The sequence below is a fragment of the Rhodococcus sp. OAS809 genome, assembly GCF_040546695.1.
GTDB classification, from domain to species: Bacteria; Actinomycetota; Actinomycetes; order Mycobacteriales; family Mycobacteriaceae; genus Rhodococcus_F; species Rhodococcus_F qingshengii.
Genome location: NZ_JBEPOI010000002.1, coordinates 3,053,795 through 3,074,806, shown reverse-complemented (window position 1 = coordinate 3,074,806; position 21,012 = coordinate 3,053,795). Strand labels below are relative to the sequence as shown.

Sequence of the window (21,012 nt, the reverse complement as noted above, 5' to 3'; positions counted from 1 at the left end):
ATGGTCGCACCACGAAAACGCCTGGACCGAGAGCAGCGGCGCACGCAGTTGCTCGACATCGGCGCGCAACTTTTTGCCGATCGCTCGTACGAGGACGTGTGGATCGAAGAGGTCGCCGAGATTGCGGGCGTCTCGCGCGGGTTGATGTACCACTATTTTCCGACCAAGCGAGACTTCTTCGCCGCAATCGTCGAGCGCGAATCGCAGCACCTGCTCGAGGTGACCGCACCCGATGCGACGCTACCGGTGCGCGAACAGGTGGCAGCCGGGTTGGACGCCTACTTCGCGTACGTGAAGTCGCACAGCAGGGGAGTGCGCGCCATCAACGTCGGGACGCTCTCGGCCGAGGCCGGTATCCGGGCGATTGTCGAGCGCGAACTCGAACAGCAGCAGATTCGAATCCTCGATGCACTGGGATTCGAGGGCGAAAGAAGACAGCTCGCTGCCGTTGCAGTTCGGGGATGGATCGCGTTCGTCCGAGCTGTCTGCCTCGACTGGCTCGATCAACCTTCCATACCGCAGGAAGAGTTGAGAGTGATCTGTCTGCGGACCCTCTCCGGAGCGTTGGGCATCGACCTCGAAACGTGAAAAGCCGACCGCGCGGGAGCGGCCGGCATTTCCACGGACAAGGCTGATCAGTCGAGCGTCGAATAGAGATCGTCCCAGCCCTTGGCGACGTACATGTTGGTGTAGATGGACCCGTAGTACGTACTTCCTTGCAGAACGGTGACGTTCCCGGCCTGCACAGCCGGAAGTCGTTGCCACAACTTGTTGTCCGAGAGTTGATCGAAGGTGGTGTCACTGCTGTCGGTGACAGAAACCATGAACGCGTCGCAGTCTTGCAGACGATCCATCTCTTCGATGCTCAGTCGTCCCTGATTATCGAAACCGGTTGTGCTCAATGTTCTTCCGCCGATATCGGCGAGCGTCATGTCGGTGGGTTGACGATTCTTCTTACCCGTTTCCTCCGACACGGGCAGGCTGTCGATGTAGATCGTGGCCTTGTCCGGACTGTAGGACAAGCTTGCGACGGTTTTGCCCGCGATCGCCGAAGCGTGTCGAGTGCGAATGTCGGTGATCAGAGCGTCGTAATCGGTGATCAGGCGATCCATGGTGGGTGTTCGGCCCAGCCAATCGGAGAGCCGGGTCAGGTTCTCCCGCCACGTCTGCTTCGATTCGGTCGTCAGGACAGGAGCGATGGCTTGGAGCTTTGCAGCGGGCCAGTACTCGTTGTCGGCGTTGACGCAGATGATGAGATCGGGTGCGAGTCCGAGGATCTGCTCCAGATTGGGCTTGTCGCTGAGGTATTCGGCCGAGCCGTCGGCAGGAACCCACTTGGTGACGGGCGAGATGTTGTATCCGAACACCGGTAGTTCCAGGGCAATGGCGAGCTCGAGGTCGGTTCGGGCGTCGACGGCCAAGACCCGCTTCGGGTTGGTAGGTATGTCGTAGGTCCCCAACGGCGTGGTGACGGTGCGCATTTGAGCGTCATCATCGGTACCTGAACCGTCGCTGGAACTGCAGGACGACAGAATAGTTGCGACTGCTGCCATCCCGGCTCCGATGCCGAATTGGCGACGGGTAAGTGCGTCGACTAGCTCTTGCCAGACGCGTTCGTCCGGCACGGTAGGTGTGTTGGTCAGCATTTTTTCGATACCCTTCGGTCTGAGTCCGTATCGATCGTAGGGTTGGCGATACCAGATCACCTATATCGAAAACCGCCTGATATTAGTCGATTTCGGCCATGGTCCGTGACTTTCGGGTGATGGCGGCGCCGAAGGCTGCAGCGAGCGGGAACATCAGAACGCCGTACACCGCGGCCGGCACTGCCAATTGCACGTTGTCGAGGAGACTGACGGCGATGGTGATCGCCAACGTGCTGTTGTGGATGCCGATTTCCATGGAACTGGCGATGGCCTGACGATCCTCGATGCCGAATATCCGGGGAACGACGTAACCGATCGAGAGGCTCAGTAGGCAGAACAAGGCAGCGACGACGCCGATGTCGACGAGATAGTCCGCGATGTTCTCGCGCTCGGAAACAACCGTTCCGACGATCACCAGTGCCAGAACCACCGCGGATCCGATGCGGACGGGCTTGTCCATGCGCTCGGCAAAGGCGCTCGAGCGCAATCGAACCCACATTCCGAGGGCGACAGGAATCAGTACGACGGCAAAGACCTGAAGTACCTTCGTGAACTGCAGTCCGAGGGTGCCGTCCGCGTCCCCGGGTTCGAAGTAGCCCAACGCGAAGTTGGTGATGAGCGGAAGGGTGACCACCGCTATCACCGAATTGACCGCAGTGAGTGTCACATTGAGAGCGACATCGCCGCGGAACAGATGGCTGAACAGGTTTGCCGTGGTGCCGCCCGGTGATGCGGCGAGGAGCATCATGCCGACGGCGAGCAGTGGGTCGAGGTCGAACAACGTGACCAGACCGAAGGCCGCGGCCGGGAGCAACAACAACTGACAGATCAGGGCAATCGAGACGGCTTTCGGCGCTTTTGCCACGCGGGCAAAATCTCCGACCGTCAAGGAAAGCCCGAGGCCGAACATGATGATGGCGAGTGCGGCGGGTAGGCCGACGGAGGTGAGTGCAGAGTCCATGAGTTAGTGGCTACTTCCAGTCACTGGGGGAATTTCACTGAAACTACCGTGATGCCCGGATCTGCGTGGCAGTTTGGATACATTGATGTATCGAACCGTGACGGCGTCGGTGAGCAGGGTTATCGTCGAATTATGTGCCGAAACATCACTGAACTTCGTGGACTCGAGCCCGCTGCTACGCCGGAGGAGATCGAGGCGGCCTCTCGCCAATACGTACGTAAGGTGAGCGGAATAGCCAAGGTGTCCGACGCGAACCGAGACGCCTTCGAACAGGCGGTGCGTGAGGTGACCGAAACGACGACGCGCCTGCTCAGTGCGTTGCCGCCTCGCAGACAGCCACCTCAGACCGTCCCTCCGTTGCGTCGCCCGGAAGTACAGGCCCGGATCGCTGCTCGTTCGTCCTGACCCGAGTGGATCTCACAGATATCGACGTATGGGACGTCGAAGCCTTGGATCAACTGTCTGCTGGGTTGGAAGGCGTTCTGGTCGCTCACCGCGTTCGAGACATCCGTCGACGGCTGGATACGCTGCGCAAAGAGGCCGTCGCCGACGACTTGCATATTCGTCAGGATGGGACCGTCTCTGCTGTTGCGCCCATCGCCGACGGTCACCCGCTCCACGTGCACGCCCAGTTGCTCGAGGTCGCAGTTCGAGAACTGATCGGTGAGGCACTGCTGGTCAGCGCGGATCTTCATCATGCGTTGTCTCTGCGGTCTCAGGTCGGCACCGACCTCCGTGACAAAGCTGTGCGTGTGGGGGAGGAGTGGCGAGCGTTCAGCCCTGATCGGCAGCGTCAGATGTTGCGTCATGCACCAGGCCTGATCGCCAACCTCGACGGCATTCCTGCTGCGATTCGCAGCCCGGCCAACCTCGATCGAATTCAATCGGAACGAGCACGGCTGCAAGATGATTCAGTCCGAATCTCGCAAGAACTTCACCGCGAGTTCTTCGGCGGCAGACTGAGTAACACCGGGGCGGGCCAGTGGTACGCCGAACGCAAACTCGAGGATCTGGACGCGCTCGACGAGTTGTTTCGCGCCGAACCTGATCGACGGTTACTGCTCATGGACATGCGCTCGGGCGAACGCGGCTTCGCTGCAATTGCGATCGGTGATCCGGACACAGCGGATCACATCTCCGTGACGATTCCCGGACTGAACACCAACGTCAAGGACTCGATGCGCGGAATGGTCGGCGAGGCAACGCGATTACGAGCCGAGGCGATGCGGCAACTCGAACTGGCCGGCCGAAAGGAAAGCGTGGCCACCATCGCCTGGATCGGATACGACGCGCCACAGGTGATCGGGCCGGGAAAGTTCGACATCGGTCGGGCCAGCTTCGACGTCAGTCGATCGTCCAAGGCCGGCATAGCCGCCGACGCATTGGGTAGCTTCTTTCACGGTCTTCGTGCCGCGTCGGTCAACGACGGAGTCCATATCACCGCGTTGGGCCACTCCTACGGATCCCTCGCGACTTCTCTTGCGCTGCAACGCGGGGCAAGCGCAGCGGTCGACGACGTGGTGTTCTACGGTTCACCCGGGGTGCGAGCCAAGGTGGAGTCGGACCTTGGTATCGCCGACCGGCACGTCTACGTCATGAAAGCGGAAGGCGACAGTATCGCGGGGTTCGGCCGTTTCGGTGGCGATCCGACGCGCACCGAGTTCCATCGGTTGTCCACGGCCGAGGGGATCACCCCGGATGGAGTGAAACACGAGCGGGCGTTCGGGCATGCGGAGTACGCGAGGACAGGGGACAACGGAGAACTGCGGATGTCGGGATACAACCTCGCGGTTGTGGTTGCCGGACTGCCGGAGCGTGCTGTTATTGATTGATCGTGCCACCTGAGCGACCGCATGAATCGACTGGAACTATTTCGTGTATAGAGATCTGTCCGATACCCCGACCCCGACCACATCGGCGTCGCTCGCCGTACTTTAGGCGTCCCCTGACGACCCGGAACGGCGCGCCTGGATCAAATGGGCGCAACAACGGGGGACAAGTGCCGATCATTTAGGTCAACTCAGCAAAGTCTCGCTGACATGGAATCTCCTTACTTACCAAGAGAAGTCAGTCGTCGACTATGAATTCGAATCCTCCTGGAGGCATTTCGTAGACGATGACGTTGTTCTCGACTCCCGTGACGATCGTCAGGTAAAATCTGGGCACTCCGTCTATCTGGACGTAGGAGTTCACGGTCACCCCGCGCTGGCGCGGGACCTGCGGAAATATCGCCTCGCCGCCCTGCACATGCGAACCGGGGTGGAGGGACTGCGCAGTGTCGAGGACAGATTTGCGGACGGCGTCGAGGTCGATGAGGTCGTCATCTGAATTGACCAGCGAAGGCTGAAAGTCCTTCAGCGGAAACGGCAGGTGCAGCGGTATCGGGCTCGGCTGGGGATGTGGGATCGGCTGATCCGAAAAGTCGACGTCCCAGACCAGCACGCCGTCAGTGACTGTCGGCATCAAGTACGAGTGCTCGGATCCTGACTCGATACTTCGACGAACCGAATCCACGTAGTCGGCCAGAGAGCCGAAAAGGGAGCCGCCTTCGTCGGCGGCTTCGGCGGCGAAATAGCGGATGCAGCCGTGGTGTAGGCCACCTCGGGTATCGACATAGAGAAAATCACCGGCTCCGTCCTCGGCGAACGGAATGTAGGTAGGGAGGAACATCTCTGCAGTTTCACCTGCGTGTTGTGCTCGAACGGTGATGGGCCAGTCGGGTCCGAGGTAGTCGATAGGATGCAATTGTTCACGGCAACGTCTGTGCGTGGAAACCACATGGTCGAGTGAAAGCAGTTCCACTCCTGGTAGGGCTTCGCCGACGAACTGGTTGTCGTCGGAGCGGAAGGGTTGGCCGTCATGCAGGGCGAAGAACTCGCGTAGGTCCTCCGGCCATGGATTAGTGACGCGTTCGGCGGTTTCCCGATCGGACCGAGTCCGAGGCGGACGTACCGCAGCGGCGGTGACCGGTGCACGGTCGCGGAGTACCTCCATGAAGGCGAGCCATGCGTCGGTAAGAGTCATGGTTCGAATCTATCGACAGAAATCCCGCTGCGAGATCGAACGCGGCCGTCAGATGTCATGGATCCGTGAGGCCGGGATAGCGTGCATTCATGAGCGTTGAAGAGCACTGGCGCAGACTCAACGGTTGGTGTCAGCGGGAAGCCCCGGTAACGGCTGCCGCTATCGACCCGCCCGCGCCAGTGGACGTCCTGAAATCCGTGGAAACATTTACGGGCAGGACGTGGCCGGCCGAGCTACGGACGTGGTTCGGTTTGCAGAACGGAAACCCCGACGGAGGGCACTCGGCCCTGATATTTCCGGAGTTTCAACCGTTGCCTTTGGATCGTGTCGCGTCTGTGTGGGAATCGATGACGACAGAGTGGGGAGAGACGACAACAGCCGCCGGTGGCATCGCTTTGCCTGATCAGCCAGCGGGAACGGTGGCTGACACCTTCTTGGCGGCATACATTCCCATAGCTGCCAACATTCGGGGCGATCTCTTGTTCGTCGATACGCGGACCGGTCAAGCAAGCGGATGTGTACGCGAATTCCTCGGAGACAGCGCCGACCAAGGGACAACCTGGCCCTCCGTCGCCGCGCTATTGGAGGACGTCGTTTTTGCGTTGGAGCACGGACAGCCATGCGGCGGTTGGATTCCGAGTGTCGACCAGGGCTGGTTGAGTTGGGATTTGCCCTAGGCTCACGACTTACGAGCGTGGAGCGTGACGGTGATTGAATACTGATGTGAGCACTGCACATCCACCGTTCCAGGGCGCGAGCCGGGTTTACAGTGGCACCCATGCGTCTGAGGCATTCGGCCAGGGGGTTGGTCGTTGACGACCAGTCCCGTCTTCTGCTTTACCGACTCATCGCGCCCGGGGGCGGGCTGACGGTCTGGTGTCCTCCGGGCGGAGGCTTGGAAGGAGACGAAACCCCGTCCGAGGCGCTCGCGCGCGAATTGGACGAGGAGATCGGCTTGCGCGACTACGGCGCAGCCACCCATGTGTGGCATGAGGAGATCCGTGATCCGGCGATATTGCCGGGTTGGGGTGGTGCGATCAGCGACTACTTCCTCGTGCCGGTGGCGACCGCATTCGAGCCCTGCGGGTCGTTGGGGCGCGAAGCGCTGGCCGCCGAGCTGGTCGAGCACTTCGAGTGGTGGAGTGTTGACCGCCTTCTGTCACACAATGGTCGAGAAGTGTTCGGGCCACGCGATTTACCCGAACGATTTGCACGCCTGGTCAAGGATGGGCCATCGAGTGCGCCGGATCGATTTGTTCGGTCGCCGTGAGGGATGCGAGGTAGCGATTGAAAACGAACATTTCGGCATCGAAACACGGCTACGCTGGGGTTATGGAGCACTACGTGCGTAAGGACCCCATCCCGTACGCTTCTACGGCTGCGCCGGTCAGTTCTCACAACCGGTTGGCAAGGACGGCCCAAAAATTGTGGATGGCTCTTCGAGGGATGATGGGGGATCGGAAGGCGAGTCGATATACCTCGCTCGCTCCACGGCATCCCGACGGATCACGCACCGCTGTAACATCTTTCAACAGTAGTGGTGGTGGGAAATAGGTATCGGTATACAACACTGCCCGGTGTTCGTCGAATTCTCGACGAACACCGGGCAGTGACGCACTACTCGAACTGGGGTCAGCGGAGGTACTGTCCGCACACCGGCCACGCGCCGGCGCCCTGACCGGCAAGGACGTTTTCAGCAACGCGGACCTGTTCTGCCTGGCTGGCGTTGGCGGCGCTGCCCGCTCCGCCGTAGGCCTCCCACGTGCTCTGGCTGAACTGGAGTCCGCCGTAGTAGCCGTTTCCGGTGTTCGCGGCCCAGTTGCCCGAAGATTCGCATTCTGCGACACCCGACCAGTCGTGGGTGGCTGCGGATGCGGTGCCTGCGCTCAGTCCGAGGGCTCCGGCCGCGAGGGCTCCGGCTGCGGCGACAGAGGCAAGTGCACGGGTAACGGTGGTCTTGGTCATTTTCGGTAAATCCTCTCGAGTCCCGCCGACGGAGGACGGTGACCGTCTCAGCTCCGCTCCCACCACTAGGAATGTTGTCGAGTCCGAACCGCGGGGTGGGACGGGCGGTGGCGATTCGGTAATGCCCGGTTGATCGGGCTGTCACCAACCATAAGAGATGATTACGGATTGGTCACGGGTCGGCGTGTCGACACATGTTTGTGCAACAGAAATGCATCAAAGAGTGTTTTCCCAGGTCGCATGGCGATATGCCACCTCTCCCGGCGTTACATAAACGAGATAAAATGTGATGTAAGTCACCTGAAACGTGCCTCGACGGCGTCGATATGCGGCGAATGTGACACTCGATCAGCCCGGTTTGTCGGCTTTTCGACCCGGTTTCCAGTCGTGCTGGAACCCATGTCCAGCCGTGATCTGTTGTCGACCGACCGGCCCGATTTACCTGTAGGGCAGCAGAATTGACAACGAATAACGCGCCGCTGGCTCAGACGAGATTCTTGCTCGCCTTGATCCGGCGGCGAATGTCGCGCATCTGAATGGTGTTGCCGGCCTGACGAACGGAGCGTGGGATGAACCTGTTGACGAACGACACGAAAATGAAGAGGTGTTCGAACCGGCGGCGGTCGTCTTCGGTCCACTCGAGATCGAGTTGGTCGCGGTAGATCGGTGGAAGGAATCCGACCGTCAGGAACCGCAACAAGTTTCGGAACACCAGGCGTATCGGCCACGCGATCATCTGTAGGTTGACCAAGTCGATCAGGTACTGCTTGGTGCGTTCGTCGATGACGACGCGTTCGCAACCGAGGTTCCAGTAGCGCTCGAAGTCGGCACGTGTGGCCGGCCACATCTCTTCGGTGACCTGCAGCGTCGTTCCCAAAGTTGACGCGGACTTGTAGAACGACTCCGCCTGTTCTTCGGACATCTTGCCGTGCAGCAACTGATGACTGTCTTCGAAACCGATGAACAGGCATGCAGCAACCCATAATTGGAGTTCGCGATTGAAGGCGTTGTACTTGACCGGGCTGTTTGAATCCGACTTCACATGTCGGTGCACCGAGTTCACGGCCTCGCGGTAAGCCTTTCGCTCTTCCTCGTCACCCAGGATCGCGACCGTCAGGTACTGCGTCGTGGTTCGTGCACGCTTCCACGGATGCGCTGTCAGAGCACCCGATTCGACCTTGCTCTCCATGACGCCGTACGCCACCTCGGGCCAACCGAGTTGCAGGATGACGTTGGCAGCGGCTCCGGCGAACGACCAGAAATCGAGTGCGTCGGTGATGTGTGCGGGCTTACGTGCCCACCGTCTACGCTCGGCCGTGATGGTGATGCGTGTCTGATCGGTGCGAAGCGACGACTCGGACTTTTCCGAATCCAGGTAGTGAGTGGGCATGGATCTTCCTCCGCGTGTGGTGAGTTACTTGGTCTCGACGTTGCTCACGAGCCACCGGTCGCCCGAGCGGACCAGGGACACGACCATGCGGTACTTCTGTGTGTTTCCCTCTGGCGCTGCGACATTCTTGGCTTGTTGGTCGACGAACACGAGCACCTTGGCCGACGAATCGTCCAGTGATCCGATGCCGACGTCTGTCGCCGTCGCGCTCGCCTGGCCTTGGCCCCCGGCAACGACTTCCCTCAGGGAATCCACCATCGTTCGGTAGGTGCCGGCAAACTCGTCGGTCGACATCGAGGCGATGGTGTCCTTGTTGACATCGAGGTTCTGATAATCGAAGGAGGACATGATGGTTGAGTAATCCCGTGCGGTGTCCAAAGCCTCCTGCCGCAGCGTGTCTTCCTGATTCGCCGAGTACATCTGGAATCCGAGCACCGCCAATGCTGCGACCAGCGCTACCGCCATTAGTGAGATCAATGCGTTGCGTGGCTCCTTCAGGCGGTGAAGTAGCGACGGAGAAGTCGGATGTTCGGCCACCTCGGCTTCTGTCTCGTCGAGTAGTGCGTTGTCACCGTGTGCCATTTCCCAGTCCTTCCAACATCAATCTCCAGTAGTTCAGGGCGTCGACTCCGGTCGGGACGAGAATCGGATCTGCGACGACGGGCGGTCCGATCGGAGTGCCCGGGACGGTCGAGTTCTGCAAACCGAGGTCGTTCGGACGCGGAGCATTCTGTGCTCCGCGTTGGACGAGGTCGTCGGCGGGGGGACAGTACATCGCCAGACTCGGACTGGTGGGAGACAGATCGCCGACCTCACGCCGAGGGGTGTCGTAGTTGCAGACCGGCCCCTGGGTCGCAACCAAGGCAAAGTCGGCGCGATCGCCTTTGACGATGGATGCCAGTTTGGCGAGACCTTCAGGAATCGTGACAAGTCCGGTTTCCAGGGCCTCTGTGCGGTCGGAGATGATCGGTGCGACAGTGACGAGATTGGCCAGGACCGCTCCGAAAGTGTTGTGGTACTTGTCGAACAACTGTTGAGCGCTGTTCAGGGCGGCGGGCGAATGATCGGTGAGGTAGATCAGCACCGGCGCATTGGATTCGAGTTGTTCGGTGAAGTTCTTGGCAGCTGCCATTCCCCGGACGAACGAATCCGATTGTGTCGCCATGGAGTCCACCAACGTGGAGGTTCGCGACAGCAGCGCAGCGAGTTCGGCCGACTGGTCGTTCAACTGCCCCGACATGGTCCCACCGTTGTCGATCATCGTCGCCAAGCTCGGGCCGAGCCCGTTGAACGAATTCCCCAGCTCGGTCCCGATGTCGCTGATCGCTTGTGGATCAATCCCTTCCAAGACACCGGACGCCTGAAGCATCAACTGGCTCATCTGGACCGGTTGCTGATCCGCGGGCATGGCGATCTCGTCGCCGTCCCTAAGATACGGGCCGTGGTCTGTGTTGGGGTAGATGTCGACATTCTGAATTCCGGCTGCGGTCCCCATCGTCACCTTGGCGACGCTGTCGGTAGGTATCTCGGTGTTGTCGTTGAGTGAGAGTTCCACCCGAGCCGTGCGGGTGCCTGCGTCGAGTTCGACTTCACTCACTTTCCCCACCTGTACGCCGCGATACGTGACGACCGTGCCCTTGGTCAGTCCGAAGGCGTCGGACATGTTGGCGTGCAGCCGGATTTGACCCCCGAAACCCTGAGGGCCGACCACGTAGACGATCCCGAAAGGGATGACCACAGCAGCGATCAGAGCGAACAGGACAAGTTGAACAAGCGCAAGGCGACTCAACGCGGACCTCCCTGAAGTAGATCGGTGAGAGTTCCCGCTGGTGCGATCGATTGACCGGCCATACCGCCGCTCCAGAGCTTGTCGATCGTTCCCGGAATATCCAGGGCGCCGTCGAAAACGAGGTAGTCACCCTGCACTGCACCGGTGAAGTTTTCGAGCAACCCGTTCATGTTCGTCAGCGTCTGGCCGATCTCCGAGTTGAACGAATCCAGAGTCCCGACAACGGTCGACGCATCGTGCAGCATCGCGTCGAGGCCGTTGGGAGACGAGTCGAGAATGGTGTTTGCGTTGGTGGCGAGCTGAACGGTCGAGTTCAACAGGCTCGCAATCTGATCCTTCTGTCCCACGAGAATCGACACCACCTGTGGAACGGAATCGAGGTAGTTGTCGACAACTACGCGTTGGCCGGCCAGTTGGGAGGAGACCCGGGCAGCGAGGTCGACGGCCTCGTCGAACTCGCTGCGGTGACTGCTTGCCTCTGCCATGAGCGAGGTGAGGGTCTCGGTCAGAGAACGAACTTCACCGGAGCGCCCGGAAAACGCGGTGTTCAGCTCGCGCACCACGGTATCGAGTTGGTCGATGCCGCTTCCGGTCAGAACCGTGCCGAGGGTGGCAAGCGCACTTTCGACCTGCGGACCGATCTCGGTGCGAGACTCCGGAATTGTGTCTCCGTCGCTGAGCGTGGAGCCGGACGGAACTTCCGGCACCAAGAGTCTGATGAACGGATTGCCAAGTGCGGACGGGAGTTCGACGGAAGCTTCGACGTTGTCGGGCAATGGCGTCGCGGCGTCCAGACTCAGAGTCACATCGGCTCCGACGACATCGGCTGACAGCGCGGATACTCGACCGATGACTTTCTGGCCGCTGCGGACGTCTGCTCCCAACACCAGGCCGTCGGCGCCGGCCAGCTGCAGCGCCACGTTGTACGCGTCACCGTCGGCCGAACGACCGAGGGGTAGGTCTTGAATGCCTGCGCTACAGCCGCCGAAGGCGAACACGGCCGCAGAACCCACACCGATGATCGCGATACCGGCGATTATTCGAACTGATTGCCGCGTCAATTGCCACCTCCGGGGACGGCTCCGCCGGAAATCGCGGAGGCGATGCCGAGCGGATCAGAAGTGCTGAGGGGGAAGGAAATCGGATTCGTGAACCCGGCTCCGGTGCAGATCGGCAACTTGTAGGTGTCGCACAGCGGTTTCGCCACCGCGAACTGAGTCAATGCAGTCGAGACGTTGAGCCGAATGCGCCCGCGCTGATCAGGACCGATTGTCTGGGAGAGGTTCTGCATCATCAACGGCACCAGGTCCATGAACTCGGCGAGGCCGGGTTCTTTGGCAGCCAGAGTGTCACCGAGAACTCGCACGTTGTCGGCTATGGCACCGACATCATCGCCGTGAGTTGTCATGAAACTGTTCAACTGGTCGAAGACCACCTGCAGATCCTGCAGAGGCTGTGAGATGTCCATGTTCTGGCTCGCCCATTGATCACCCAGGACGCCGAGGTCGCCGACAAGTTCGTCGAGGCTGACCTGCCGTGCGTCCAGAGCATTCATCAAAGTGTTGAGATTGTCGACAAGGGCACCGATGTCTTCCGACCGAGCGCCGACAACTCCGGTTGCCGTGCTGAGGTTGCGAATTGCGGTGTTGAATTGATCGCCCTGGCCCTGCCACCCGGCGGCGCCGCGGCTCACGAGATCGCCGAGATTGCCCCCATCCCCGGCAAATGCGTCGGCCAAAGTGCTGACGCTTCCCATCAAGCCGTCGAAATCTATGGGGGAGTGGGCACGTTCGATCGGAATCTGGTCGCCGTCTTTCAGTGTCTCTCCGCCGGTGTACGCCGGGCCGAGTTCGATGTGTCGATCGCTGATCACCGATGGATTGAGGACATAGGCCGAGGCGTCGGCGGGCAGGTCCACGGAGTCGGGCATCGACATCGCTACTCGAACAGAAGTTCCGCGAGGTTCCACCGACGTGACCGTCCCGACGCCGACTCCGAGGACGGTGACCTTGCTTCCCTCGTAGATTCCGCCGACGTAGCTGAAATCGGCGTAGACGGTCTTGGACTGATCTGTTCGTCCGAATATGTACCAACCGGGCAGGGCGATCGCCAAGGTCACTACCAGCATGGCCGTGACGGCTTTTCGTGTATTCACTTGCAGCCCTCCATGATGCCGAACGCGCAGAGCAGATTGTCCGGGATCACGGCCGCCGGCGCGTTGACGTCGGTCCAATTGCCGGTGCCGGTTGAATCGGTGACCGAACGCAGCGCGGAAGGAAGACGAGTCAACAGCAGGTCGATCTGATCTGCGTTGTTCTTCAGCGTGGTGGTGACCGCGACGAGGTTGTCGGTCATGGCTCCGAACTCGTCCTGACGATCGACGAAAGTGGTGGAGAGCTTCGAGATGATGATTGTCAGGTTGTCGACCAGCTGAGTCAGTGCGTCCTTGCGCATCGCAAGAGTTCGAACGATCGTCTGAGCCTTGGCCGCAGTACCGACGATCGAATCGGTTTGTGCCGCAGCCATGTCCGACAGCTCACGAGACATGATGAGAATCTGGTCGATCTGTTCACTGTTCTGCGCGAAAGCCGCCGAGGCGCCGCTGATTCCGGCCAGAGCCCGGCCCACCTGATCGGAATCAGTGGGAATCACCTGCGAAAGGGTGTTCATCATGGACTCCATCGCCTGTAGGTCGACGCCTGTTGCCGCAGTGGTGGCATCACTGCTGACGTCGTCGAGGCTGTACGGCACGGTTGTGCGGGAGAGCGGGATGACCCGCGCCTCGGAGTCGTCGACCACTCCGGCCGGCACGATCTCCAGGTAGCGCTTGCCGAGGACCGTCTTGAGCCTGACCGTCGCCGTGCTCTGGTTTCCCAAAGGCTGGTCCTTGTCCAAGCGGAAGTTGACGACGACGTGGTCGCCGGCAAGGTCGATCGAATCCACTCGGCCCGCGGGAACCCCGGCCACGTAAACCGGATCGGTGTCGGAAAGCCCGCTGGCATTGGCTAACTCGGCTGTGTATGCCGACGTGCGTACGTTGTACCAGAGCTTCGGAATGCCCAAGGCGGCGCCGAGTCCCACCACCAGAACGAAGATTCCGAGACTGCCCAGGGCGAGAGCGGTGCCGCTACCGCTGCGACGGCGATCCCCTTTGAACAGGAAGAGCATGATGCCGACGAACACGTCGATCAGCTTGACCAGGAACATCATGAGCACACCGGCGAGTGTGTCGGACCGAAGATGTTGGCTTCCATGTCGCCTGCCTTCAGAGTGAAATTGCACAGATACAGGCTGATGAAACTTCCGTAACTTCCGATCCGGTTGGCGGCGTCGGCGAACTGGGGAAGGTTGACGAGAAGTCTGTTGAACTCGTCGGTGCTCGCAATCCAACTCCCGGTGACACTTTCGAGTTGTTGCACGGTCTGACCGAATGCGCCGTTCGACCCGGCCATGATCTGAGCCAACGACGAGACAGTGCGGTTTCCCTGATCCAAGAGCGAGACCAGTTGATCGTTCTGCCCGACGACGGAAGTACTCAGATCGTTCAAACCGTCCAACAGACCGACCAATTCGGGTTGACGCTCGTCGACGGAGGTGAGAAGAGTGTTCATGTTCGTGAGTAGTTGCGCGAAGACGTCCTGACGGTCGACCAGGCCGGAACTCATGGTCGCGATCTGGTCGAGCAGGGTGGTCATTGCCTGGCCCTGGCCGTTGAAGGTTTCGACAAAACTTCGCGTGAGCGTGTTGACCTGCTCGGGCTGCAGCGCGGCGAACAACGGTTTGAACCCGTTCATCAGGGCCGTCAAGTTGATCGGCGGTGTTGTCTGCGCCAGCGGTATCGTGTCACCTGGTTCGAGCTGTCGTGCGGATACCGTTGTTGCGCTGTCGTCCTGCGTCAGTGCCAGATATCGAGCACCGAGCATGTCGCCGTAGCGCACGGCGGCACGGACATCCGACTCGAGGGAATATCGCGACTCGATTTCGACGTCGACGATCGCCTTGCTCGTCCCGCCTCCGTTGTCGGCGAACGCAACCGAGTCCACGCGGCCGATACGCACACCCGACATGGTGACCGGGTTGCCCGGGTTGAGTCCTTCGACGTCGGTGAACTCGAACGAGTACGAATCGGTGCTTCCGCGAACCGGGACCGACAACGTGTTCGCCACGAACGACGCGCAGGCGACGCCGGTGAGACAGAAGAGTGACAACCGAATTACCTGGCCAGGACGGACCTTCACGGGACGGTCACCTCGTTACCTCTGACCATCGGCCCCAACATCAGTGTTGTTGCCGGGTTGGGGGTATCCGAGGGTTCCGGCGATCCGCCCAGTAGTTGATCTTCGAGGTACCGCAGGGTGGCCGCTTCGGCTACGCCGCCCACGACCGGGGCACTGACGGGTTGTTCAGGCGTCAGGTTGGAGCCCGAACACTGTGCTCCGCGCGAGTCACCGTACTGCGGGCAATCATCACCCGTGTATGGGAGCGGTTCGGCGAACGTGGCAACTGCTGTGATGTCGAACTTTCCGGTGGCGAAGACCCGAGCGCCCGCGGCGCCGAACGTACTGGCATTCGCGAGGGTGGAACGCAGTCCTCCGGGATTGGCCGCGGTGGTTGCGAGTATCTTTCCGGCGGAATCGATCACAGTGATGATGTTTCGGTTGTTCGCCCCGACAAAATCGTCGACGGTAGCGGCGAAGACTGCGGCCGCGCCGATCGAGGACTCGAGATTCGCTCTGTTGGCGACCATGTCGTTCGAGACGGTTGTGGCGGCTGCCAAGGTATCGAGAATGTCGGGGGTCGCACGGTCCAACGCGTCGACGACCGACTTGAATTCGGGTGTCGATTCGAGGAATTGGTGTGCGGCGGGTGTCAGTACGCCGGACGCGGCACTGAGATTGTCTATCGTGGCTCCGATCTCGGCTCCGTTTCCGTCGAGCGCCTGGCCCAGCGCAGTCAGGGCTGTCTGCAACTTCTCGGGCTGCATCGCAGTGAGGACGCCCACCAACTTGGTGTACACGTCGTAGAGCGCAACGGCTTCGGGACCGTCGTCCATGTGGATCTCGTCTCCGTCCGCCAGAGTCGTCTGGCCCTGCTCATTCGGACTGTCCACGAGCTGCATATAGATGTCGCCGAAGAACGTGCGTGGAACAACGCGAGCCACCACGTCAGCGGGAATCTTCGACGCGTCATCGGTCTGAATCTGCAACTGCACAACGGATTCGGCGGTTCCTGATTCGATTTCGCCGATTCGGCCGACGTTGACGCCGTGGTACCGAACCGGAGCTTCACCGCTGATGAGACCGGCTGTGGCTGGAACAGCGACGAAGATGTCGGTGCTCTGCTCGAGATTTCCCGAACCGCGTAGAACCATTGTCACGGCGGCGGCGACGGCTACGACTATGGCGATCGCGCCGCGAAGGGCGTACACGATCTTCGTGCGTGTAGTGAGTCTGTCCACGGCTCAGACCCCCATTCCCGGGATCTGGGGCACGAGGCCCCACAGCGCGAAAGTCATCAGTACGTCGAGGATTCCGATCGCGAGGATCGCAGTCCGGAGCGCGCGCCCGGCCGCTTGCCCGACGCCGGCCGGACCACCGGAGGCATAGTAGCCGTACGCGCAGTGAACCAGCGCGACAACAGCGGCGAACACCACGGCCTTGAGACCCGAGTACAGGAGATCCTGCGGAGAGATCGCCAGATGGAAGAAGTAGTCGTAAGTACCTGCCGATGCGCCGTTGAAGAACACGACGACCAGTCGGGTCGAGAGGTAACTGGCCAGGAGTCCGATCATGTAGATCGGGATGACACAGATCATGGCAGCGATCACCCGGGTACCCGCGAGGAAGGGGATCGATCGGATCGCCATCGAGTCCAGCGCGTCGATTTCGTCGGAGATACGCATGGCCCCGATCTGGGCGGTGAAACCCGTTCCGACCTTGGCGGCCAACGCGATCGCGACGACAACAGGGGCCAGTTCACGGGTGTTGGCAACCGCGGACAGCATGCCGGAGAGCGAGGTCATCCCGACAAGCTCGAGGCCCCGGTGGGTCTCGACGCCCAACATCATCGCCGCGGCCAGCGACATCGCGAAGACGATCCCGATGGTGCCGCCGCCGGACAACAAGGAATTCGTGCCGAAGCTGACCTCGCTGATCTGACCGAGTACATGCTTGCGGTACTTGGTGAGCGCAAAGGGGATCGATGCGATAGTGCGGACGTAGAAAGTGACGTGCTGACCGAGGGAGACGAGGCCGTCGCCCGCGGTTCGCAGGGGTCTGCTCGCTTGACGTGCTCGAACACGGAGATCGACGAGCGACATCAGAATTCACCGACTGCCGGGACGATTACGGTGTAGAGCGCGGACAACACTGTGTTCACGATGAAGACGAGCGCGAACGCGATGACCACGGCCTCGTTGACTGCGTCGGCAACGCCGCGTGGGCCACCTTTTGCATGTAGACCTTTGAAGGTGGCGACCAAAGTCGAAGCGATGCCGAAGACCGCAGCCTTCACCAAAGCCATGACGAAGTCGGAAGATCGCCCGTACTGACTGAACGTTGCCATGAACGTTCCGGCCGGAAGATGCTGGACGTAGATGTGGTACAGGTAGCACGCGATCACACCGCCGAAGGTGACCATCGAACACAGTGCAAGGGAGACGATCACTGCCGCAACCAATCTCGGTGCGACGAGGCGCTCGATCACGTCGATGCCCATCACTTCCATCGCGTCGATCTCTTCCCGGATCTTTCGTGAACCCAAATCCGTGCAGATCGCCGATCCTGCGACACCGGCCATCATCAACGCGCACACCAGCGCCGCGGCCTGACCGACGATGATGAAAGCTACGACAGCTCCGGAATATCCACCGGCTCCGATCCGGCCGGCCAGTTCACCGACCGAGACGGCGATGAATACACCGATCGGAATCATGAGAAGCAGCGACGGGCCGGTGCTGACGCGACCGATGAACAGGGTCTGAGTAACCGTCTCGTGCAATGAGAGTCGTCTGCGCAGGATTGCCGTGAACAGGCCGAAGAGTGCCTGAACCGAGAATCCGATCAGATAGCCCCCCTGTAACGCTACGTCTCGCACCGGGCCCTTCGCGGCTGGCAGCTCGTACGTCATCTAATTGAATTCCTTTGCAGATCAACAGTGTTCGGCACGGAGTTCGAACTGTTCGAGCGCTGGCGGTCGAGCGAACTGCCTGTGAAGCATCTCACACATATATGTGTCCAAGCAAGCATTATGTGAACCGAAATTCTCGTCGAACTGTCAGCCCTGTTGACCGAGTTTCCTTCATTGACGTGGAGATATCGGAACTGTTCATATCGACATCCTGTTTATGTTTACGAATATTCCGAATCTGTCAGTCGGATTGCTTCGTGGATGCGGGCTGGATGCTTCGAGCGGTGACCCTACCCACTGCTGGTGGCCACAGGCAACGTTTTGTTAACGAAGATTCTCGGTGGAAGCAACGGGGGAGGTGGCGAATGGCGAGTGGTGTGTTCTGATCAAAGGCCGTGTTACCTGCATGTATGAAACTCTAGACGCGCGATGTGCTGAAATCGGTGTACGAGTTTTCAGAATCATGCTTATGCTGATTCTCGTCTGATGAGCAGGCGGATCGAAGTGCTTTGTGCGTGAGGGCTGGAGAGTGGGGTACACGGTGAGCCTGAACGATCAGTTCGTCGACGCGCAGACGTCGAATGGGATTGTTCGGCAGCCGAGGTCCGACTCCGTCAAGAGGCGACCGAAGGACCGCAAGGCGCAGATCGCGGCTGCAGCGGCAATCGCGTTCAGTGAGCGCGGATATCCTGCTGTCAGTGTCGACGACATCGCGTCGGCGGTCGGTATTTCGGGTTCGGCGCTCTATCGGCACTTTCCGAACAAGTACGCGATGTTCCGCCACGCGGCACTGGAGTTGACCGGAGCGCTCGCCAGTGCCCTCGATGCCGTTTCGGTTGCGCCTGCGGCAACCGATGCGCAGCGGTTGCGCGAAGATCTGATTGCAGTGATACGAACGACGATCCGCAATCGGCGTACGGCCGGAATCTATCGTTGGGAGAGCCGGTTTCTCGACACCGATGATCGGAAATCCGTTCGAGCGCAGACCAGTACGGTCAATCGCCGAGTAGCCCGGTATCTTTCGCGTTCCGAACCCGCGATGACGGCGAGGGACGAGACCCTTGTCGTGGCAGCGATGTTCAGCGTCATCGGCAGTATCACCGTCCATAACCTGTTGCTGCCCCAGCGAGCGATGGAGAAGGTTCTGCTCGACGCGTGTCTGGCGATAGATCAAGGTGAGGGTGCAATCACCGCTAGCCGCTTGGAGCAGTCCTCGTTACCTCGAATCGTGACCACGAACAAACGTGAACGTCTCTTGCAGGAAGCCGTGCGCCTCTTCGACTCTCGCGGGTATCACGACGTCAGCATCGAAGAGATCGCCGCGGCCGCCGGCTTGAACGCGTCCGGTATGTACCGCTACTTTCCCAGCAAGGCAGAGCTTCTCGGCGCCGTGTTCTATCGAGCTGCAGATCGCTTGGACTTGGCGACGGCAGCGGTCTTCGACTCCGCGACTTCGCACGAACAAGTGCTCCGGTCACTGTCGGCGATGTACGTGGAGTTGTCGTTTGCACAGCACGAATTGATGTCGGTCTACTTCTCCGAGATGAACAACCTTCTGCCGAGTCATCGAAGCGATCTGAAGAATCGCCAGAAGCTTTACGTGGTCGAATGGGCGCGAGTGCTCGGCGAGATTCGTCCTGAGCTGTCGGCAGTAGAGGCGAAGTTCGTAGTTCACGCTGCGCTCAACCTGGTCCCGGATGTCGGCCGCATGATGAAGTTCGACGCTGCCGCAGAGAACGCGGCCATGTTGCAGGTGTTCATGTCGGCAGTACTGTTCGGCCGTCGGGCTTCGGCCGCCTGAAGCGTGTCGGTGAGTGTGCGTAGTCTGGCCCACTATGAGCGAAGTCGTGTCACTGGCAGCTGCCCGTCGCATAGCGCTTGCCGCTCAGGGATTCGGCAAATCGCATCCCACGACGGTGACGCGTCGCAATCTGGTCGGCGTGATGGACCGGCTGCAGGTGCTGCAGATCGACTCGGTCAATGTCTTCGAACGCAGTCACTACCTACCCGTTTATGCGCGATTGGGCGCATACGACAAATCCAGACTCGATCAGCTTGCCTTCGCCCCCGGTTCGGGATACCTCGAATACTGGGGCCACGAAGCAACGTTCTTGCCGGTGGACATGTGGCCGTTGTTCCGTTGGCGGATGGACCAGTTTCGCGCCAAAGCGTTGAGTGACAAGGACGGGTGGGCTTCCGATCGGAGTGTCTTCCTCGATTGGTTGCGGCAGGAGTTGCGCGACAACGGTCCGATGGCGGCGAGCGAGATCGAACACGAGGCGAACACACGGCGCGGTCCGTGGTGGGGGTGGTCCGACGTGAAGGTCGGGCTGGAGACGCTGTTCCGTTGGGGCGAGGTGGTCTCGGCGGGGCGCGCCGGTTTCGAGCGTCGTTACGGCCTGGCTGAGCAGATGCTTGCACCCGAGATACTCGACGCACACGTCGAGCGGTCGGAGGCGATACGCGAACTGGTGCTGCGGGGTGTGAAGGCACACGGTCTCGGCACCCTCGACGACATCGCCGACTACTTTCGTCTGCCCAGCGCAGAAGCACGAACGGCCTTGCAGGAACTCGAAGACGCCGGCAGCGTGCGCCGGGTGTCCGTCGACGGCTGGGAGCGTCGAGGCAAGGCAAGGGAGGTGTGGATCGATCCGCGAGCGAAGCGTCCCAGGTCCATCCGTGCGGATGCGCTGTTGTCACCCTTCGACCCGGTAGTGTGGGCACGCGATCGAGCGTTGCGGCTCTTCGACTTTCACTACCGGATCGAGATCTACACTCCGGCGCACAAGCGAGTTCACGGATACTACGTGCTCCCGGTGTTGATCGACGACAAGATCTGCGCCCGAGTCGATCTGAAGAACGACCGTCAGAACCGTCGACTGCTTGTCCGCGCGGCGTGGGCCGAACCCACCGCGGACGCCGACACTGCGCCGCGGTTGGCGGAACTCCTTCGGAGAACTGCGCGTTGGCAGGGCTGCGACACCGTCGAGGTGGAGAACAAAGGTACGTTGTCTCAGCAGTTGGCCGCCGCTATGACGTGAGCCTTCAGGTCGCGAGGACGATTGTCATTCGGGAACTGTTATGCGTCCGTCGGTAGCTGCCTGATTGA

At 60.5% G+C, this 21,012-nt stretch carries 20 protein-coding genes and 1 pseudogene; 7 read left to right on the top strand and 14 right to left on the bottom strand.

The window, feature by feature from the left end; all coding sequences use genetic code 11:
* Positions 1-588 (top strand): TetR/AcrR family transcriptional regulator, encoded by a 588-nt coding sequence (locus ABIE52_RS17330; RefSeq protein ID WP_003945528.1) that lies wholly within the window; start codon positions 1-3, stop codon positions 586-588.
* 47 nt (positions 589-635) lie between these two features.
* Here the strand turns inward: ABIE52_RS17330 and ABIE52_RS17325 are convergent, their stop codons facing one another.
* Both ABIE52_RS17325 and ABIE52_RS17320 read right to left on the bottom strand, forming a co-directional pair.
* On the bottom strand, positions 636-1,646 hold the full coding sequence (locus tag ABIE52_RS17325; protein WP_256520365.1) for an ABC transporter substrate-binding protein: 1,011 nt from the start codon (positions 1,644-1,646) through the stop codon (positions 636-638).
* Positions 1,647-1,728: 82 nt separating this feature from the next.
* Positions 1,729-2,607 carry a bile acid:sodium symporter family protein gene (locus ABIE52_RS17320; protein WP_192711939.1) on the bottom strand — a complete coding sequence of 293 codons (879 nt, stop codon included), beginning with the start codon at positions 2,605-2,607 and terminating at the stop codon, positions 1,729-1,731.
* A gap of 132 nt (positions 2,608-2,739) precedes the next feature.
* On the opposite strand from ABIE52_RS17320, the gene ABIE52_RS17315 reads away from it, so the two are divergent.
* Entirely contained in the window at positions 2,740-3,012 is a 273-nt protein-coding gene (locus tag ABIE52_RS17315; protein WP_003945457.1) for a DUF2277 domain-containing protein, read from the top strand.
* Between the two features lie 5 nt (positions 3,013-3,017).
* On the top strand, positions 3,018-4,439 hold the full coding sequence (locus ABIE52_RS17310; protein WP_058227639.1) for an alpha/beta hydrolase: 1,422 nt from the start codon (positions 3,018-3,020) through the stop codon (positions 4,437-4,439).
* A gap of 235 nt (positions 4,440-4,674) precedes the next feature.
* Here ABIE52_RS17310 and ABIE52_RS17305 read toward each other — a convergent pair whose 3' ends face one another.
* Positions 4,675-5,631, bottom strand: coding sequence for an SMI1/KNR4 family protein (locus ABIE52_RS17305; RefSeq protein ID WP_058227638.1), 957 nt, complete (start codon positions 5,629-5,631; stop codon positions 4,675-4,677).
* 89 nt (positions 5,632-5,720) lie between these two features.
* Here ABIE52_RS17305 and ABIE52_RS17300 point away from each other — a divergent pair, with 89 nt between their 5' ends.
* Positions 5,721-6,308, top strand: coding sequence for an SMI1/KNR4 family protein (locus ABIE52_RS17300; protein WP_154100282.1), 588 nt, complete (start codon positions 5,721-5,723; stop codon positions 6,306-6,308).
* Positions 6,309-6,409: 101 nt separating this feature from the next.
* Positions 6,410-6,901 (top strand): NUDIX domain-containing protein, encoded by a 492-nt coding sequence (locus ABIE52_RS17295; protein ID WP_192711940.1) that lies wholly within the window; start codon positions 6,410-6,412, stop codon positions 6,899-6,901.
* A 368-nt stretch (positions 6,902-7,269) separates the two neighbouring features.
* Here the strand turns inward: ABIE52_RS17295 and ABIE52_RS17290 are convergent.
* The 11 genes and pseudogenes from ABIE52_RS17290 to ABIE52_RS17240 all read right to left on the bottom strand — a co-directional run.
* A pseudogene (locus ABIE52_RS17290) lies at positions 7,270-7,596 on the bottom strand (transglycosylase family protein); the annotation flags it as partial.
* A 484-nt stretch (positions 7,597-8,080) separates the two neighbouring features.
* Positions 8,081-8,986 carry an oxygenase MpaB family protein gene (locus ABIE52_RS17285; protein ID WP_003945519.1) on the bottom strand — a complete coding sequence of 302 codons (906 nt, stop codon included), beginning with the start codon at positions 8,984-8,986 and terminating at the stop codon, positions 8,081-8,083.
* 24 nt (positions 8,987-9,010) lie between these two features.
* Positions 9,011-9,568 carry a hypothetical protein gene (locus ABIE52_RS17280; protein WP_047269603.1) on the bottom strand — a complete coding sequence of 186 codons (558 nt, stop codon included), beginning with the start codon at positions 9,566-9,568 and terminating at the stop codon, positions 9,011-9,013.
* Positions 9,555-10,775 carry an MlaD family protein gene (locus tag ABIE52_RS17275; RefSeq protein WP_192711941.1) on the bottom strand — a complete coding sequence of 407 codons (1,221 nt, stop codon included), beginning with the start codon at positions 10,773-10,775 and terminating at the stop codon, positions 9,555-9,557. Before ABIE52_RS17275 ends, ABIE52_RS17280 begins: the two co-directional genes overlap by 14 nt.
* Entirely contained in the window at positions 10,772-11,836 is a 1,065-nt protein-coding gene (locus ABIE52_RS17270) for an MCE family protein (protein ID WP_042920457.1), read from the bottom strand. The genes ABIE52_RS17275 and ABIE52_RS17270 overlap by 4 nt, the downstream gene beginning before the upstream one ends.
* Positions 11,833-12,930 (bottom strand): MCE family protein, encoded by a 1,098-nt coding sequence (locus ABIE52_RS17265; protein ID WP_003945762.1) that lies wholly within the window; start codon positions 12,928-12,930, stop codon positions 11,833-11,835. Before ABIE52_RS17265 ends, ABIE52_RS17270 begins: the two co-directional genes overlap by 4 nt.
* Complete coding sequence (locus ABIE52_RS17260) at positions 12,927-13,982, bottom strand: MCE family protein (protein ID WP_192712138.1); 1,056 nt, start codon at positions 13,980-13,982, stop codon at positions 12,927-12,929. The genes ABIE52_RS17265 and ABIE52_RS17260 overlap by 4 nt, the downstream gene beginning before the upstream one ends.
* Positions 13,982-15,013, bottom strand: a complete 1,032-nt coding sequence (locus tag ABIE52_RS17255) for an MCE family protein (protein WP_042449469.1) — start codon at positions 15,011-15,013, stop codon at positions 13,982-13,984. Before ABIE52_RS17255 ends, ABIE52_RS17260 begins: the two co-directional genes overlap by 1 nt.
* Entirely contained in the window at positions 15,010-16,233 is a 1,224-nt protein-coding gene (locus tag ABIE52_RS17250) for an MCE family protein (RefSeq protein ID WP_192711942.1), read from the bottom strand. The genes ABIE52_RS17255 and ABIE52_RS17250 overlap by 4 nt, the downstream gene beginning before the upstream one ends.
* A gap of 3 nt (positions 16,234-16,236) precedes the next feature.
* Entirely contained in the window at positions 16,237-17,094 is an 858-nt protein-coding gene (locus ABIE52_RS17245; RefSeq protein ID WP_003945491.1) for an MlaE family ABC transporter permease, read from the bottom strand.
* Complete coding sequence (locus tag ABIE52_RS17240; RefSeq protein ID WP_003945485.1) at positions 17,094-17,903, bottom strand: MlaE family ABC transporter permease; 810 nt, start codon at positions 17,901-17,903, stop codon at positions 17,094-17,096. Before ABIE52_RS17240 ends, ABIE52_RS17245 begins: the two co-directional genes overlap by 1 nt.
* A gap of 541 nt (positions 17,904-18,444) precedes the next feature.
* Between ABIE52_RS17240 and ABIE52_RS17235 the strand changes: the two genes are divergently transcribed.
* Both ABIE52_RS17235 and ABIE52_RS17230 read left to right on the top strand, forming a co-directional pair.
* Complete coding sequence (locus ABIE52_RS17235; protein ID WP_354541505.1) at positions 18,445-19,704, top strand: TetR/AcrR family transcriptional regulator; 1,260 nt, start codon at positions 18,445-18,447, stop codon at positions 19,702-19,704.
* 34 nt (positions 19,705-19,738) lie between these two features.
* Entirely contained in the window at positions 19,739-20,944 is a 1,206-nt protein-coding gene (locus tag ABIE52_RS17230; RefSeq protein WP_050655742.1) for a winged helix-turn-helix domain-containing protein, read from the top strand.
* Positions 20,945-21,012: the final 68 nt, after the last annotated feature.